8 protein-coding genes (1 of these 8 cut by a window edge) are annotated in these 15,663 nt (G+C 74.1%); all 8 read left to right on the top strand.

The window, feature by feature from the left end:
* Positions 1 to 50: 50 nt before the first annotated feature.
* Positions 51 to 1,007: a beta-ketoacyl-ACP synthase III gene (locus ACLQ22_RS24380; RefSeq protein WP_121401343.1), complete on the top strand. Its 957-nt coding sequence runs from the start codon at positions 51 to 53 to the stop codon at positions 1,005 to 1,007.
* Between the two features lie 24 nt (positions 1,008 to 1,031).
* Positions 1,032 to 1,271, top strand: coding sequence for an acyl carrier protein (locus ACLQ22_RS24375; RefSeq protein ID WP_425694362.1), 240 nt, complete (start codon positions 1,032 to 1,034; stop codon positions 1,269 to 1,271).
* Positions 1,268 to 2,629, top strand: coding sequence for a condensation domain-containing protein (locus ACLQ22_RS24370; protein ID WP_425694361.1), 1,362 nt, complete (start codon positions 1,268 to 1,270; stop codon positions 2,627 to 2,629). The genes ACLQ22_RS24375 and ACLQ22_RS24370 overlap by 4 nt, the downstream gene beginning before the upstream one ends.
* A gap of 97 nt (positions 2,630 to 2,726) precedes the next feature.
* A complete protein-coding gene (gene sbnA / locus ACLQ22_RS24365; protein WP_425694360.1) occupies positions 2,727 to 3,707 on the top strand; it encodes a 2,3-diaminopropionate biosynthesis protein SbnA in 981 nt (326 codons plus the stop codon).
* The gene (gene sbnB, locus ACLQ22_RS24360) at positions 3,701 to 4,738 is read left to right on the top strand and encodes a 2,3-diaminopropionate biosynthesis protein SbnB (protein WP_425694359.1); all 1,038 of its coding nucleotides are present in this window, start codon (positions 3,701 to 3,703) and stop codon (positions 4,736 to 4,738) included. Before sbnA ends, sbnB begins: the two co-directional genes overlap by 7 nt.
* The gene (locus ACLQ22_RS24355; RefSeq protein ID WP_121401347.1) at positions 4,735 to 4,941 is read left to right on the top strand and encodes an MbtH family protein; all 207 of its coding nucleotides are present in this window, start codon (positions 4,735 to 4,737) and stop codon (positions 4,939 to 4,941) included. The genes sbnB and ACLQ22_RS24355 overlap by 4 nt, the downstream gene beginning before the upstream one ends.
* A 66-nt stretch (positions 4,942 to 5,007) precedes the next feature.
* Positions 5,008 to 10,020 (top strand): amino acid adenylation domain-containing protein, encoded by a 5,013-nt coding sequence (locus ACLQ22_RS24350; RefSeq protein ID WP_425694358.1) that lies wholly within the window; start codon positions 5,008 to 5,010, stop codon positions 10,018 to 10,020.
* A protein-coding gene (locus ACLQ22_RS24345) for a non-ribosomal peptide synthase/polyketide synthase (RefSeq protein WP_425694357.1) crosses the window boundary here: on the top strand, positions 10,017 to 15,663 show its start. The gene runs 17,699 nt beyond the window's last position; 5,647 of the gene's 23,346 nt are visible here — the first part of the coding sequence; its start codon is at positions 10,017 to 10,019; its stop codon lies off the right edge, out of view. The genes ACLQ22_RS24350 and ACLQ22_RS24345 overlap by 4 nt, the downstream gene beginning before the upstream one ends.

Raw genomic sequence — 15,663 nt, 5'->3', positions numbered from 1 at the left:
TCCCGGCAGTCCTCGACGCGGCTGCCGTCCGGGTTGACGAAGGGAGAACGATGTCGAGCATCTTCGGTTCGGCGATCACCGGGCTCGGCGCCTATCGGCCCACCCGCGTGGTCACCAACCCGGACATCGCACTGCGTACGGACGTGACCACGGAGTGGATCGAGGAGCGCACGGGCATCAAGACCCGGCACGCCGCCGGTCCCGGGGAGACCGTGCCGGTGATGTCGGCGGAGGCCGGCGCGAAGGCGCTGGCGATGGCGAACGTCGACCCCTCCGAGGTCGACCTGCTCATCCTGGCCACCGCCACCAAGCGGGACCGGATCCCGGGCGGCGCGCCGGAGGTCGCCCACCGGATCGGCATCCCGGCGACCGGCGCGTTCGACCTGAACGCCGCCTGCGCGGGCTTCGCCTACTCGGTGTCGGTCGCGTCCAACGCGGTCCGGCTCGGCGAGGCGCGCAACGTGCTGGTCGTCGGCGCCGAACACCTCACCGAGTTCATCGACCCCGAGGACCCGGCGACCTACGTGATCTTCGGCGACGGCGCGGGCGCCGCGGTGATCTCCCGCTCCGAGAACCAGGACATCGGCCCCGTGGTGTGGGGCAGCGACGGCCGGCGGGCCCCGATCCTCGGCACGAAGTGGGCCAAGGACGGCAAGGAGTACGCCTCGATGAACGGGCCGCTGGTCTACCGGTGGTCCACCAAGAACATCCCCCCGGTCGCGCGGGAGGCCTGCGCCCGCGCCGGGATCGACCTGTCGGAGATCGACTGGTTCGTGCCGCACCAGGCGAACCTGCGGATCATCGAGCAGCTCGCCGAGATTCTGGAGATCCCGGAGGAGAAGGTCGCCCGGGACGTGATCGACACGGGGAACACCTCGGCGGCCTCGGTGCCGCTCGCGCTGAGCCGGCTGCACGAGAGCGGCCGGACCAAGCCCGGCGACAAGGCGCTGCTGCTCGGCTTCGGCGCCGGCCTCGCGTACGCCGGCCAGATCGTCCGGATGCCCTGAACACCCTCCCGAAAGGACACTGACATGACCGTTGACCAGGTGGCCGCCGACGTCGAGCAGCTGACCCGCAAGCTGATGACCGAGGAGCTGGACCGGCCGATCTCCGCCGACGACACCTTCGTGGACCTGGGCCTCGACTCGCTCAAGCTGGTCGACCTGCTCGGCGCCGCCGAGGTGCACTTCGACATCGAGGTGCCGGACGAGGAGGTCGGCAACTTCGTCCGCGTCCGGGACCTGACCGACTTCGTGCTCGGCGCCAAGTGAACGCCGGCGACGGGGACGCCCGGGAGCTGTCCGTCGGTCAGGCCGCGCAGTGGGCGCTGTACCGACTCGCGCCCGAGAGCTCGACCAGCAACGTGGTGACGGCCGTGCTCGCCGAGCCGGTCCTCGACACCGACGTGCTGCGGGCCGCCCTCGTCGCCGTCCAGGACCGGCACGACCTGCTCCGGTCCCGGTTCGCCGAGACCGGAGCGGGGCCGGTGCGGCTGGTCGATCCCCTCGGCTCCGACGCGATCGAGGTCCGCGACGTCGGCGACGTGGACGACGCGGCCCTGCGTACGCTCATCCACGCCGTCGGCGAGCAGCCGCTCCGGCTCGAACGGGACGGCCCCCTGCGGGTGGTGCTGCTGCGCCGGCGCACGGACTGCGCGCTGGTGCTGGTCATCCACCACATCGCCACCGACGGGCTCTCGCAGTACCTGATCTGGCGGGACCTCGGCGACGCGTACCGGGTGCTGCGGGGCGGGGGCACGGTCGACTGGCCGACGCGACCCCGCTACGACGAGTTCGTCGCGCGGGAGCAGGCCATGCTGGCCGGCCCCCGCAGCGCCGAGCTGGCCGAGCACTGGGCCCGCACCTGCGCCGGGGCCACCGCCGCCACCCTGCCCACCGACCGGCCCCGTTCCGCCACCCGGTCCTACCGGGGCGCGTCCGTGGCCCGGATGCTGCCGGACGAGGTCGCCCGGCAGGTACGCGCCACGGCCGCCGCCCTCGCGGTCACCCCGTTCAGCGTCCTGCTCGGCGTCTTCGAGGCGCTGCTGCACCGGTGCACCGGGCAGCGCGAGTTCACCATCGGCTGCCCGGTCTCGGTGCGGCGGGGACGGGCGCTGCGGGAGGTGGTCGGGATGCTGGTGAACCCGGTCGTGCTGCGCTCGTCGTTCGCCCCGGAGACCACCTTCGCGGCGGCGATCTCCGCCGCGGGACGCCAGCTCTCGGACGGCGTGGCGCGCGCCGCCTACCCGTTCCCGCTGGTCCAGGCGGCCCGCCGGGACCGGGACCCGCTGGTGCGGGTCACCATCACGCTGCTCACCCGGCAGCACGGCGACACCCTGTCCGACACCAGCAACGGGTTCGTCGGGCACCGGGTCCGCCAGGTGGTGGTGCCGTACGACGAGGGCCAGTTCGACCTCGCCGTGACGGTGCACCAGCTGCCCGACCTGGCCCTGCGCACCGAGTTCAACTACGACACGGACCTGCTCGACCGCGCCACCGTCGAGCGGCTCTTCGACCAGTACCTGGCCCTGCTCGGCGCCGCCTGCGCCGACCCGGCCGCGACGGTGGCCGACGCCCGCCTGGCGGGCGACGTCGACGAGCGGATGCTGCTCGAACTCGGCATGAGCTGAGCACCTCGGTCACCCGGCACCCGTCGTCGACGGGCGCCGCACGACGCCCGCACGGCGGATGCGGGCGACCTTCCGTCAGCCCGGAGAGGGGGTTGAAATGGATCAGGGAATTCTCTCCACGGTCGGCAACACGCCCCTGGTGCGCCTGGACCGGTTGTTTCCCGAATTTCCCGCCCGGGCGTACGCGAAACTCGAACAGTTCAATCCGGGTGGGAGCATCAAGGACCGGGCCGCGCTGAACATGCTGCGCGGGAAGATCGAATCCGGCGAACTGGTGCCCGGACGGTCCGTGGTGGTGGAGTCCAGCTCCGGCAACCTCGCCATCGGCCTGGCTCAGATCTGCGCGTACTTCGGGATCCGGTTCATCTGCGTGGTGGACCCGAAGACCACCCGGCAGAACCTGGCGGTGCTGGCCGCGTACCAGGCCGAGATCGACATGATCGAGCACCCCGACCCGGTGACCGGCGAGTACCTCGCGGTCCGGCGCCGCCGGGTACGCGAGCTGGTGGAGACCGTGCCCGGCGCCTACCGCCCGGACCAGTACACCAACCCGCTCAACGCCCGGGCACAGCGGCAGACCATGGCCGAGATCATGACCGAGCTGGACGGCCGGGTCGACTACCTGTTCTGCTCCACCGGCACCTGCGGCACCCTGGTCGGCTGCGCCGACTACCTGCGCGAGAACGGCCACGCCACCCGGATCGTCGCGGTCGACGCCGTCGGCAGCGCGATCTTCGGCCACCCGCCCGCGCCCCGGCTGATCCCCGGGCACGGCGCCTCGGTGGTGCCCCCGCTGGCCGCCAACGCCAGGCCGGACGAGGTGCTGCACGTCTCCGACCTCGACTGCGTGGTCGGCTGCCGGTTGCTGGCGATCCGGGAGGCCATCCTCGCCGGCGGTTCCTCCGGGGCGACGGTGGCCGCGCTGCGGCGCCGGATGGCGGACCTGCCCGCCGGGAGCACCAGCGTCCTGATCTTCCCGGACAACGGCGACCGCTACCTCGACACCATCTACTCCGATCGCTGGGTGACCGAACAGTTCGGCGAGGTCAGCCACCTGTGGAAGGGCGACAAATGCTGATCATCGGCCATGCCGTGGTCCGGGACGTGCTCGACGGCGACGAGGCCCGGGTCATCGACCTCGTCCGGCAGGCGTACCTGCTGCACGAGCAGGGCCGCACGAGCGTGCCGCACTCGGTCTTCCTGCGCTTCCCCGACAACGCCCGCAACCGCATCATCGGGCTGCCCGCGTACCTGGGCGCCGACCCGCCGGCCGCCGGCATGAAGTGGATCTCCTCGTTCCCGGCGAACATCGAGCAGGGCCTGGACCGCGCCAGCGCCGCCATCGTGCTCAACTCGCTGGAGACCGGCCGGCCCGAGGCGGTCATCGAGGGATCGGTCGTCTCCGCCCGGCGTACCGCGGCCGGCGCGGCCCTCGCCGCGCAGCTGCTGACCGCCGGACGTAGCCCGGACGGCCTGGCGCTGATCGGCTGCGGGCTGATCAACGAGCAGGTGCTGCGCTTCCTGACGGTGGCCCTGGCGCCGCCGGCCTCGCTGGTGCTGCACGACACCGACCCGCGCCGGGCCGAGGCGTTCGCCGCCCGCGCGGCGGCCCTGCTGCCCGCCACGACGATCAGCGTGGTGGCGGGCGCCGAGCAGGCCCTGGCCGCCCACCGGCTGGTCTCGATCGCCACCACCGCCAGCGAACCGCACCTGGAGCTGACCGCCTGCCAGCCGGAGAGCGTGGTGCTGCACCTGTCGCTGCGGGACCTGCACCCCCGGGCGGTGCTGGCGGCCCGCAACGTCGTCGACGACCCCGACCACGTCTGCCGGGAGCGCACCTCGCTGCACCTGGCCGAGCAGCTCACCGGCGGCCGGGAATTCATCCACACCACCATCGGCCGGCTGGCCGGCGGCGCGGCGCTGCCCCCGGCCGACGTCCCCGGACCGGTGGTGGTCTCGCCGTTCGGCCTGGGCGTGCTGGACATCGCGCTGGCCGAACACGTCCGCCGCACGGCGGCCCGGCGTGGCCTCGGCGTGCGGATCGACGACTTCATACCCGTACCGGCCGCCGCCGTGGCGACCGTGGAACCCACGAGGGAGAGAACATGAGCGACGACGACCGCAGCTACCTGGTGGTGCTCAACGACGAGGAGCAGTACTCGATCTGGTGGAGCGACCGGGCGCTGCCGGCCGGCTGGCGGGCCGAGGGCACCGAGGGCACCCGGGACGAGTGCCTCAGCCGGATCAACGAGCTCTGGACCGACATGCGGCCGAAGAGCCTGCGCCTGCGCATGGACGGCGCGTCCGTCTGACGGGCCCCCGGCAGGCGTGACCCCCGGCCGTCCGCGATCGACCCCCCACCCCGGAGGAGCACCCCGATGAGCACCCCTCTGTCCACCCTGCCGGCCGCCGGAGCGGGCACGGTCGACCCCGTCGTCCTGCCGGACCTGATCGCCCGCCAGGCCGCGGCGACGCCCGACGCGACCGCGGTGCTCGCCGGCGACGTACGGGTCGGCTACGCCGAACTCGACCGGCGCGCCAACCAGCTCGCCCAGCACCTGGTGGGGCTGGGCGTCGGTCCGGAGTCGACGGTCGGCGTGCACCTGCGCCGGGGGATCGACCTCGTGGTCGCCCTGCTCGGGGTGTGGCGGGCCGGCGGCGCGTACCTGCCGCTGGACCCGGCGCACCCGGTCGACCGGCGGCGGTGGATCGTCGCCGACACCGGGGTGGACGTCGTGCTCACCCAGGCCGACCTGCGCGACGACGCGCTGGCCGGGCCGTCCCACGTGGTCTGCCTGGACGCCGACCGGTCCCGGATCGCGGCCGGACCGGACACCGCGCCGCCGGTCCGCATCGACCCCGACAACGCGGCGTACGTCATCTACACCTCCGGCTCGACCGGCCGCCCCAAGGGTGTGGTCGTCACCCACGGGGCCATCGGCAACCGGGTGGCCTGGACGGTCCGGCAGCACGGGCTGTCGCCGGCGGACCGGGTGCTGCAGAAGACCGCGGTGAGCTTCGACGCCGCCGGCTGGGAGTTCTTCGCCCCGCTGATCTGCGGGGCGACGGTGGCGCTCGCGCCGGACGGCGCCGAACGCGATCCGGCCGCCCTGGTGGCGGCGGTCGTCCGGTACCGGGCGACCGTGCTCCAGGGCGTGCCGTCGGTGCTGCAACTGGTGACCGAGGAGCCGGACTGGCCGAGGTGCACCTCGCTGCGGCTGGTCTTCTCCGCCGGCGAGCCGCTGCACGCCGAGCTGTGCCAGCGGCTGGCGGTGGCGCCCGGGACACGGGTCTGGAACACCTACGGCCCGACCGAGTGCGCCATCGACGTGACCGCCCAGCCGGTCGACCTCGCCCAGCGCACCGGGCCGGTGCCGATCGGCCGGCCGCTGGACAACCTCCGCCTCCAGGTGCTCGACGCGAACCGGCGGCCGGTGCCGATCGGCGTGGTCGGCGACCTGTACGTGGGCGGGGCCGGGCTCGGCCGCGGCTACCTCGGCCGCCCCGACCTGACCGCGGAGCGGTTCGTGCCGGACGAGTACGGGCCGCCCGGCGCGCGGCTCTACCGCACCGGCGACCAGGTCCGGTGGCGCTCGGACCGGAGCCTGGAGTTCGTCGGCCGCGCCGACGACCAACTCAAGATCAATGGAGTGCGCATCGAGCCGGGCGAGGTGGAGGCCGCGCTGGCCGCCCACCCGGACGTCCGGCGGGCGGTCGTCGTCGGCTTCGCCGAGCCCGGCGGCAGCCCCCGGCTGGCCGCGTACGTCGCCGGCCGGCGCCCCCTGACCGCCGCGCAGCTGCGGTCCTTCCTGACCGACCGGCTGCCCGACGCCCTGGTGCCGGCCGTGTTCGTCCCGGTGGCGGAGTTCCCGCTCACCACCGGCGGAAAGGTCGACCGGGCCGCGCTGCCGCCCGTCGAGACCGTCGACGCGACGGCCTACCTGGCCCCGCGCACCGACGCCGAGCGGCTGGTCGCCCGGCTCTGGCAGGAGCTGCTCGACGTCGACCGGGTGGGGGTGCACGACGACCTCTTCCAGCTCGGCGGGTCGTCGCTGGTGACCGTCCGCCTCGCCAGCCGCCTCGCCGCCGAGTCCGGCGTGCGGATCGAGCTGCGGGAGCTGCTCGCCGCGACCACCGTCGAGGCGCAGGCCGCCCTGCTGACCGGCGGCGCCCCCGCGACGTCGGCGGTGGTCCCGGTGCCCCGGACCGGCCCGCTGCCGCTCTCCCCGGCCCAGCGGCGGCTGTGGCTGCTGGACCAGCTGCACCCGGGCAGCCCCGAGTGGGTGGTGCCGCTCTACCTGCGCCTGCCCGGCTCGCTGGCACCCGAGACCGTACGGGCGGCGCTGACCGCGCTGGAGGCCCGGCACGAGGCGCTGCGCACCCGCTACCTGACCCGCGACGGCGAGCCGCACCAGCGCGTCGATCCGCCCGGCCCCGTCGACCTCACGGTCTGCGACGCGGCCGAGACCCCGCTCGTCGACCTGGTCGACGCGCAGCTCGGCCGGGGCTTCGACCTGCGCACCGGGCCGCTGTGGCGGGCCACCCTGGTCACCTCGGCCGGGGCGGACCACCTGCTGCTGGTGGCCCTGCACCACATCGCCTCCGACGCGACCACGGCCGGGGTCCTGGAGCGGGACCTGCGGGAACTCTGCGCGGCCAGTGCCGCCGGCCGGGAACCCGACCTGCCGGAGCTGACGGTGCACTACGCCGACTACGCGGCCTGGCAGCACCGGTACCTCACCGACGACCGGGTCGAGCGGGAGCTCGGCTTCTGGCGCGAACACCTGGCGGGGGTGCCCGAGCTGGCCCTCCCGCTGGACCGGCCCCGGCCGGCCGAGCGCGACCCGCGCGGGGCGCACGTCGAGTTCGAGGTGCCGGCGGAGCTCGCGGAGAAGCTGACCGCGCTGGGCCGGCGCTGCTCGGCGACCCCGTTCATGACCATGCTGGCGGGCTTCGCCACGCTGCTGGCCCGCTACAGCGGGCAGTGGGACGTCCCCGTCGGCGCGCCCACCTCCGGTCGACGGCCCACCGAGGCGGAACAGATCGCCGGGGTCTTCCTCAACCCCGTGGTGGTGCGCTGCACCCTGGACCCGGCCGCGCCGTTCGAGGCGGCCGTGCGGGCCGTGCGGTCCCGGACCCTGGCGGCCCTCGCCCACCAGGACCTGCCCTTCGAGCGGGTGGTCGACGAACTCGTCGACGTCCGCGACCTCTCCCGCACCCCGCTCTACCAGGTGATGCTCAACGCCCAGGAGGGCGGCATCACCGGCCAGTCGACCGACGACGAGGCACTGCTGGACGCCCTGCGCCGGGCGGCCCGGATCGCCAAGACCGACCTCACCATGCACGTCTGGCCCCGCCCCGACGGCATCCTGGCCGGCAGCCTGGAGTACGCCACCGCCCTGTTCGACGAGCCGACCGTCCGGCGGATGGCCGACCACTTCGTCCGGCTGCTCGCCGCGGCGGTGGCCGAGCCGCGGACCCCGCTCGACGACCTCGACCTGCTCTCGCCGGGCGAGCGGCACCTGCTCCTGCACGAGGCGCACGGGCCCACCGTGCCCCGCCCCACCGCCACGGTCTGCGACCTCTTCGAGGCCCAGCGTCGCCGGACGCCGGACGCGGTGGCCCTGCGCCACGGCGACCTCACCACCACCTACGCGGCGCTGGACGACCGGGCCAACCAGTTCGCCCACCACCTGCGGCACTCGGGCGTCGCCCGGGGCGCGGTGGTGGCCGTGCTGCTGGACCGGGGCGTCGACCTGGTCGCGGCGATCCTCGGCACCTGGAAGGCGGGGGCGGCCGTGCTGCCGCTCGACCCGTCGTACCCCGCCGAGCGGATCGGGCACATGCTCGCCACCGCCGGCGTGGAGCTGGGCGTCACCCAGGCGGCGTACGCGCCCAGGTTCACCGTGCCGACCCTGCACGTGGACACCCACCGGCTGATGGTCTGCGCCGGCCCCACCCACCGGCCGGACCGGGACACCGACCCGGCCGAGACGGCCTACGTGCTGTTCACCTCCGGCTCGACCGGCCGCCCCAAGGGCGTGCTCCTGCCGCACCGGGCGGTGTCCAACTTCCTCGCCTGCGCCGTCGAGACCGAGGCCCTGGGCGACCGGGGGGCGCGCGGGGGGCGGGGCGACGGCGCGCCGCTGTTCACCACCATCGCCTTCGACCTGTCCATCCCCAACCTGTTCAGCCCGCTGGTCTCGGGTCAGTCGGTGACGCTGCTGCCCGCCGCCCTCGACATCGCCGAGCTGGGCGCGCTGCTCGTCAAGGCCGGCCCGTTCGACCGGTTCATCATGACCCCGCCGCACCTGGAGCTGCTCACCGAGCAGCTCGACGACGAGCAGGCGGGCCAGCTCTCCGGTCTGATCTGGACGGCCGGCGCGGCGCTGCGCAAGGAGATCGCCAACCGGTGGCTGGACCGGCTCGGGCCGGGTGGCCTCACCAACAGCTACGGGCCGACCGAGACCACGGTCATCATGACGGCCCACCCGGTGCGGACGCCGCAGACGACCGACATCGTGCCGATCGGCCGGGCGATGGCGAACACCACCGTCCGGGTGCTCGACGACGCGCTGCGGCTGCTGCCGGTCGGGGTCGTCGGTGAACTGCACATCGGCGGCGAGTGCCTGTCCACCGGGTACGCCGGCCGACCGGACCTCACCGCGGAGAAGTTCGTGCCCGACCCGTACGGGCCGCCGGGCAGCCGGCTCTACCGCAGCGGGGACCTGGTCCGGATGCGCCCGGACGGGGTGATGGACTTCGTCGGCCGGGTCGACGACCAGGTGAAGGTGCGCGGCTACCGGATCGAACTCGGCGAGATCCGCGCGGTCGTCGAGGAACACCCCGGGGTGACCCGGTGCGCGGTCATCGTCCACGAGGAACGGCTGGTCGCCTTCCACCGGGGCGAGGCGCCCGACCTGGCCGCGCACTGCGCCCGGCTGCTGCCCGACTACATGACGCCGAGCCTGCTCGTGCCGGTGGCCGAGATCCCGCTCAACGCCAACGGCAAGGTGGACCGCGCCGCTCTGCTCGACCTGCTCTCCCACGCCGTGTCGACCGGCGCCGCCGGCGCCGAGGACGCCCTCGTCGCGCCACGCACGGTCGTCGAGGAACGCCTCTGCGCCATCTGGAGCGACCTGCTGGGCGTGCCCGTCGGCGTGCGGCACAACTTCTTCGCCATGGGCGGGCACTCCGTGCTGGCGGGCCGGCTGGTCGCCGGCCTCCAGGAGGAGTTCGACCTCGACGTGTCGCTGCGGCTCGTCTTCGAGCACCCGACCGTCGAGGCGATGGCGGTCGCGGTGGAGGACCTCATCCGGGCCGAGGTGGACGCACTTTCCGACGCCGACCTGACCGAAGACCTGCGGCAGACCAAGGAGCACCAGGCATGACCTCGACCGCGAACCAGCCCAACCTGCGCGAGTCGCTCGTCCAACGCCGGCTGGCGGGCAGGGCCGCCGGTCGGCGCGCCGGGATCCCGACCGTCGACCGCTCGGGCGACCTGCCGCTCTCCTTCGGCCAGCAGCAGATGTGGTTCCTCAACCGGCTGGACCCCACCAGCCCGGAGTATCTGGTCTCCTCGGCGCTGCGGCTGCGCGGCCCGCTGGACCGGGCCACGCTGGGCCGGGCGTGGAACGCCCTGATCGCCCGGCACGAGATCCTGCGCACCCGGTACGCGATGGCCGACCTGACGCCGGTGCAGGTCGTCGACGAGCCCCGGCCGCAGGAACTGCCGCTGGTTGACCTGACCGCCGTGCCGGAGGCCGAACGGGAGGACCGGGCCGCCGCGCTGATGACCGACCTGGCCGGCACCGGCTTCGACCTGGCCACCGAGTGGCCGGTACGGGCGACGCTGCTGCGCCTCGGCCCCGCCGAGCACCTGCTGGTGCTGGTGATCCACCACATCGCCTGCGACGCGCCCTCCACGGCGGTGCTCCTCGGCGACCTGGCCGAGCTGTACGGCGCGTTCATCCGGGGCGAGCGGTCGCCGCTGACGCCGCCGGCCGTGCAGTTCGCCGACTTCGCGGCCTGGCAGCGCGACCGGCTGCGCGGCGAGCCGCTCCAGCGGCACCTGGAGCACTGGCGCGACCGCCTCGCCGGCATCGCCCCGCTGGAGCTGCCCGCCGACCGGCCCCGGCCCCGCGTGCGCGACTGGCGGGGCGCGTCGGTCCCGTTCGCGCTCTCCGCCGACCTCTCCGCCGCGCTGCGGGAGATCGCCCGCGGCGCGGAGACCACCCTCTTCGTCACCCTGCTCACCGCCTTCCAGGCGCTGCTGTCGCGCCACACCGGCCGGACCGACATCCCCGTGGGCAGCGTGACCTCCGTACGCGACCGCGCCGAGCTGCGCAACCTGGTCGGGTACGGGATCGACAACCTGGTCCTGCGGGGCAACTGGACGGGGGACCCCACCTTCGCCGACCTGCTGCGCGGCACCCGTGCCACCGTGCGGGACGCCTTCGCGCACGCCGACGTGCCGTTCGCGCTGCTGGTCGACGAGTTCGAACCGGAACGGGACCTGTCCCGCACCCCGCTCTACCAGGTCGCCTTCACCCTCGGCGACGACGCCCCCGGCGGCACCTGGCCGGCCGGCCTCACCGCCGAGACGCTCTGGTTGCCCACCCGGGTCGCCAAGGTCGACCTGCAACTGCACGTCGTCGAGGGCGCCGACGGCCGGCTGCGCGGGCACCTGGAGTACGCGACCGCGCTGTTCGACCGGGTCACGGTGCGGCGGATGGCCGACCACCTCGGCCGGCTGCTGGAGCACGTCGGGGCCGACCCGCACGCCCGGATCTCCGAGCTGCGCATCCTCGACGACGCCGAGCTGGCGGCGGCGACCCCCGCCCCGGCCCGCCCCGCCGCCGCGGTGACCGGCACGGTGCACGGCGTCTTCGCCGCCACCGCCGCCGCCCACACCGACGCGACCGCCGTCGTGGACGGCGCGCGACGCTGGACGTACGCCGAACTGGACGCCACCGCGAACCGGCTGGCGCACCACCTGCGGGCCCTCGGCGCCGGCCCGGAGCGGCTGGTGGCGGTCTGCCTGGACCGCCGCGCGGAGCTGGTCTCCACCCTGCTGGGCGTGCTGAAGTCCGGGTCGGCGTACCTGCCGGTGGAGCCCGGCGTCCCTGCCGACCGGCTCGACTTCATGCTCGCCGACGCGGGCGCGCGGATCGTGGTGACCACCGAGGCCCACCGGGCGCGGTTCGCCGACTTCGACGGCGCCGTGGTGGTGCTGGACGACCCCGACCACACCGGGGAGATCGCCGGCCGTCCCGGCACCGACCCGGGCGTCGCCGTCGACCCCGAGAACCTGATCTACGTCATCTACACCTCCGGGTCGACCGGCCGGCCCAAGGGCGTCTTCCTGACCCACGCCAACGTGCTGCGCCTGACGACGGTGGCGCAGGACGAGCTGAACTTCGGCCCCGCCGACGTGTGGCCGCTGTTCCACTCCTACGCCTTCGACGTGTCGGTGTGGGAGCTGTGGGGCGCCCTGCTGCACGGCGGTCGCCTGGTGGTGGTGCCCCGCGAGGTCACCCGTTCCCCCGGGGACCTGCTCGACCTCCTGGTCGAGGAGCAGGCCACCGTGCTCAACCAGACCCCGACGGCCTTCCGCGGCCTGGTGGGACTGGCCCGCGACGGCGACCCCCGCATCGACCGGCTCGCGCTGCGCGCTGTCGTCTTCGCCGGGGAGAAGCTGGAGTACGCCGACCTCGGCCCCTGGGTGGCCCGTCGCGGGCTGACCGCGCCCCGGCTGCTGAACCTCTACGGCATCACCGAGATCACCGTGCACGCCACCTACTACGAGGTGCGCCCCGACGACCTGGCCGGCACCGCCAACCCGATCGGCGTCCCGCTGGCCGACCTGAGCATCCACCTGCTCGACCCGTACGGCAATCCGGTGCCGGTCGGCGTCACCGGCGAGATCCACGTCGGCGGACCCGGCGTGGCCCGGGGCTACCTGAACCGGCCCGGGCTGACCGCCCAGCGGTTCGTGCCCGACCCGTTCGGCCCGCCCGGTGCCCGCCTCTACCGCAGCGGCGACCTGGCCCGCCGGCGCGCCGACGGCAGCCTGGAGTTCGTCGGCCGGATCGACGACCAGGTGAAGATCCGGGGCTACCGGGTCGAGCTGGGCGAGATCGAGGCCGCCATCTCGGCCCTGCCCGGGGTGCGGGAGGCCGTGGTCGTCGTCCGCGAGGACACTCCCGGCGACCGGCGGCTGGTGGCGTACTCGGTCGTCGACGAGCAGGCGGAGCTGCCCCGGCCCGGGCAGGTGCGCGCGGCGCTGGCCCGCACCCTGCCCGAGTACATGATCCCGTCGGCGTTCGTCCCGCTGGCCCGGCTGCCGCTGACCGTCAACGGCAAGCTCGACAAGCGGGCGCTGCCCGCGCCCGACCGTACGGTCACCGCCACCGACCGGCCCTACCTGGCGCCGCGTACCGAGGTGGAGGAGCGGCTCGCCGCGATCTGGGCGGAGCTGCTCGGCCTGGAGCGGGTCGGCGTCGAGGACGGCTTCTTCGACGTCGGCGGCGACTCGATCCGCGCCGTGGCGCTCGCCGCCGCCATCCGGGCCGCCGGCCTCGACGTGCAGGTGCGCGACCTCTTCGAGCGCCGCAGCATCGCCGAGCTGGCGGAGTTCCTCACCGGCCGCCCCGCGCCGGCCGCGCCGGAGCCGGCCGTCGAGGCGTTCGCGCTGATCTCCGAGGCCGACCGGGCCGCGCTGCCCGACGGCGTCGTCGACGCGTACCCGTGCACCCAGGTGCAGCTCGGCATGCTCGCGGAGATGCTCGCCGACGAGCACAACCACTACCTCAACGCCACCACCTACCGCATCCCCGACTCCGGCGAGTTCTCGCTCGACGCGTTCCGGGAGGCCGCCGCGCTGCTGGTGCGGCGGCACGAGGTGCTGCGCACGTCGTTCGACCTGACCGGCTACTCGGTGCCGATGCAGCTCGTGCACGCCACCGCCGAGATGCCCGTCGGCATGGACCGGGCGCGCGCCACCGACCGGGCCGGCCTGGAGCGGGAGCTGCGCGACTTCATCGCCGCCGAGCGGGCCGACATGTTCGACCTGGCACGGCCGGCGCTGTTCCGGCTGCACGCGCGGGTCTGCGCGGACGGCAGCTGGTGGCTCACCCTCACCGAGTGCCACCCGATCATGGACGGCTGGAGCTACCACTCGCTGATGATGGAGCTGGTCGGCGCGTACCACCGGATCCGCGACGGGCTGCCGGTCGAGCCGCGCCCGGCGCCGCCGGTGCGCTTCGCCGACGCGGTCGCCGCCGAGCTGCGCTCCACCGGCGAGGGGGTCGACCGCGCCTTCTGGCACGACCGGGTCGCCGGCCGGGACCGGTTCGCCCTGCCGGAGGGCTGGGGCGACCCGACCGCCGAGGAGGGCGCCCAGTACGACCACTGGGTGCCGCTGCACGACCTGGAGCCGGGCCTGCGGGCGTTGGCCCGCCAGACCGGCGTGCCGTTCAAGTCGGTGATGCTGGCCGCGCACCTGAAGGTGATGAGCCAGCTGACGGAATCGGGCTCCTTCTTCACCGGACTGGTGTGCAACATCCGTCCCGAGGTCGCCGGCGCCGACCGGGTCTACGGGATGCACCTGAACACGGTGCCGTTCGTGCACGGCGCGGGCGCGCGGACCTGGCGTGAGCTGATCGCCCGGACGTTCGCCGGGGAGCTGGAACTGTGGCCGCACCGCCGGTACCCGCTGCCGGTGCTCCAGCGGGAGGTCGGCGACGGCGGCCGGATGCTCGACGTCCGGTTCAGCTTCCACGACTTCCACCAGATCGACACCGACGAGATCGACTACGCCGACTCGATCGACGACAGCCCGAACGAGTTCCCGCTGGGCGTGATCAGCCGGCTCGGCTTCATCACGCTGGAGGCCAACCTGCGCCACCTGGGCGTCGCGCAGGTCGCCCGCCTTGGTGGCATGTACCGGGCGGTGTTGGAGGCGATGGTCGCCGACGTGGACGGTGACGCGTCGGTGGTGTGTCTGCCGGCGGGTGAGGTGTCGGTGGTGCTGGCCGACGGGGCGTCGGCGGTGGCGCCGGTGTCGCGTTCGGTCCTGGCCGAGTTCGAGGCGCGGGTGGCCGAGGCGCCGTCGGCGGAGGCCGTGTCGGTCCCGGGCGACCGCTCGGTCGACTTCGCGGGCCTGGACGCGCGGGCGGAGAACGTCGCCCGCTGGCTGGCCGCGCGGGGTGTGGGTGCCGGTGCGGTGGTGGGTGTGCTGCTGGACCGTGGTGTGGAGCTGGTGGCGTCGATGTTGGGGGTGTGGAAGGCGGGTGCGGCGTTCGTGCCGGTGGATCCGTCGTACCCGCCGGGCCGCATCGCCGCGATGCTGGCCGACGCGGGCGCCCGGGTCGCGGTGACCTCGCACCGGTACGCCGACCGGTTCGCCCCGGTCGGCGTGGAGGTGGTGCGCGTCGAGGACATCGGGGCCAGCGACGCGCCCCTGCCGGCCCGCGCCACGGGTCTCGACGATCTGGCGTACGTGATTTTCACGTCGGGGTCGACGGGTCGGCCGAAGGGTGTGCAGGTGACGCACCGGGGGTTGGCGAATCATGTGCGGTGGGCGGCGGGTGAGTTGGCGTCGCGGGGTGCGGGTGGTTGTGCGGTGTTCTCGTCGGTGGCGTTCGACTTGCAGGTGCCGAATCTGTGGGCGCCGTTGGTGGCGGGTCAGCGGGTGGTGATGGTGGGTCAGGATGTGGATCTGGCCGAGTTGGGTGCGGTGTTGGCGTCGTCGGGGCCGTTCAGTTTCTTGAAGTTGACGCCGGGTCATCTGGAGATTCTTGGTCGGCAGTTGTCGGATGAGGCGTTGGCGTCGTTGGCGGCGGTGGTGGTGGTCGCTGGTGAGGCGTTGCCGGCGGCGTTGGCGAACCGGTGGCTGGGTCTGTTGGGTCCGGGCGGTCTGGTCAACGAGTACGGGCCGACCGAGGCGAGTGTGGGTACCTGCGTCTTCCCGGTGGTGGCCGAGCAGGCGGGTCCGGTGGTGCCGATCGGTCGGGCGTTGCCGGGCATGACGA

The sequence above is a fragment of the Micromonospora sp. DT178 genome, from assembly GCF_049841695.1.
Classification (GTDB): Bacteria; Actinomycetota; Actinomycetes; order Mycobacteriales; family Micromonosporaceae; genus Micromonospora.
This window is presented reverse-complemented; position numbering and strand designations above follow the sequence as displayed.